Source organism: Bradyrhizobium sp. NAS96.2, assembly GCF_001908235.1.
GTDB lineage: Bacteria > Pseudomonadota > Alphaproteobacteria > Rhizobiales > Xanthobacteraceae > Bradyrhizobium.
In genome coordinates, this window is the sequence record NZ_LGHK01000446.1 from 1 (window position 1) to 1,845 (window position 1,845).

Sequence of the window (1,845 nt, forward strand, 5' to 3'; positions counted from 1 at the left end):
CTGCGAGGACCTCGTGTCCTCGCGACTTTTTGCGCCGCATTCATCTAGCCAGGAGCAAATCGATATATGAGCTGGAAAGCCCCAAAAATCGTCGAATTACCGGTCGGTCTCGAAATCAACGTGTATGCGCCGTTCGCAAGGAGGTAACCAGAAAGTTGGGAGCTTGAAGACAGATCCTATCCTTGCGGTCAACGATCGGAGTGAGCACTACCCTCGTAAACAACACCACACCTAAGGCAATCTCAAGGAGGAGACAAGATGTCGATCACGATGACTCGTAACGCCAAGTCTGCCGCTGAGGACCGTACTCAGCCGTTGGCGAATTTCAAACTTGCAGCAGGAGTCACTCTGGCGGTGCTAGCGCTGATGGTGTTCTGGCGCATTTTTCAGCAGGTCTATGCTTGGAGCGCCGGCCTGGATTCGACTGAGCCCGCGTTCGATGCCGCCTGGATGACGTTGCTGAAGGTTGAGCTCAGCGTCATCCCTTTGCTCTGGGTGGTGGCCTGGGCGTATCTATGGTTCACGCGAGACCGCAATCTTGGCGCGCTCAAATCGCGGGAAGAGCTCCGGCGTTACTTCAATCTGGTCCTGTTCATCTTCGTCTATGCCTTTTGCGTCTGGTTCGCTACCAGCTTCTTTGCCGAGCAGGACGCCTCATGGCATCAGGTTGTGGTCCGGGATACAAGCTTCACGCCGAGTCACATCGTGCTGTTCTACGGCACCATGCCACTCTACGTGCTGTTTGGCGTGGGATCATTTCTGTACGCGATGACGAGGCTGCCGAAGTTCGCAACGCAGATCTCAATTCCATTCGTGCTCGCGGTTGTAGGTCCGTTTCTAATATTGCCGAACTTGGGCTACAACGAGTGGGGCCATGCCTTCTTCCTGATGGAAGAGGTGTTCTCCTATCCCTTGCACTGGGGTTTTGTCGTGATGGGCTGGAGTGTGCTGGCCTTGGGTGGGCTCCTGATCCAGATCGCGATGCACATGCTTGAAGTGATCGGGCGGCTTTCCCAAGAGGACGAAGTTTCGGTCGCCACCCAGCGCTGAAACCGCTTGTGAACCATTAATCGCTGACAGCCCGGCATGTGCAAAGCATGCCGTCTTGTAATCATGTCGGGCGTCGGTTTCCAGGAAGGTCGATCTCAACTCGGTAAAAGAATTAGGAGGAAGCCATGCAAGGAGGAACGTCTGTGAGACTGTATGGTCTCGAATGGCCTAAAGAGTCAGCAAGAATCTCAAGAGTGTTTGACCTTCTCGTCGCCGCCATCCTTTTTCTGGCGGTCTCCGGCGCATTCCACCTGCATTACATGCTGACCGCAGGGGACTGGGATATGTGGATCGATTGGAAAGACAGACAGTGGTGGGTCACCCTGACGCCAATTATGGCCATAACATTCCCTGCAGCTTTGCAGTATGTGTTTTGGACGAAATTTAGACTTCCAATCGCCGCTACATTTGCGGTCGTTTGTCTCCTGTTCGGTCAGTGGATGAATCGATATTTCGGTTTCCACCTGTGGTCGTACTTTCCGATGAGCGAGGTCATTCCAGCGCTGCTGATACCTGGCGCACTAGTCCTCGATGTCGCTCTTTTGCTGACCGGGAATTTTTTGTTCACGGCGATGTCCGGCGCCTTTGCATTCGCACTGCTTTTCTACCCGGCTAACTGGTTTTGGCTGGCGCCATATCGGCTACCCGTAGAAGTGATGGGGCAGCTTGTGTCCGTGGGCGATTACATCAGCTATGCCTTCACCCGCACCGCCCTGCCTGAGTATATCCGGCTGATAGAGCGGGGCACGCTTCGAACTTTTGGTGGCCACTCAGCCATTATCGCGTCCTTTTTCT

3 protein-coding genes are annotated in these 1,845 nt (G+C 54.2%); all 3 read left to right on the forward strand.

The window, feature by feature from the left end; all coding sequences use genetic code 11:
- Positions 1-66: 66 nt before the first annotated feature.
- On the forward strand, positions 67-147 hold the full coding sequence (gene pqqA, locus AC628_RS41855; protein WP_074132590.1) for a pyrroloquinoline quinone precursor peptide PqqA: 81 nt from the start codon (positions 67-69) through the stop codon (positions 145-147).
- Between the two features lie 111 nt (positions 148-258).
- Positions 259-1,050, forward strand: a complete 792-nt coding sequence (amoC, locus tag AC628_RS41860; RefSeq protein WP_074132591.1) for a bacterial ammonia monooxygenase, subunit AmoC — start codon at positions 259-261, stop codon at positions 1,048-1,050.
- Positions 1,051-1,244: 194 nt separating this feature from the next.
- On the forward strand, positions 1,245-1,845 hold a 601-nt coding region (amoA, locus tag AC628_RS41865; protein ID WP_074132592.1), incomplete at its 3' end, for a bacterial ammonia monooxygenase, subunit AmoA.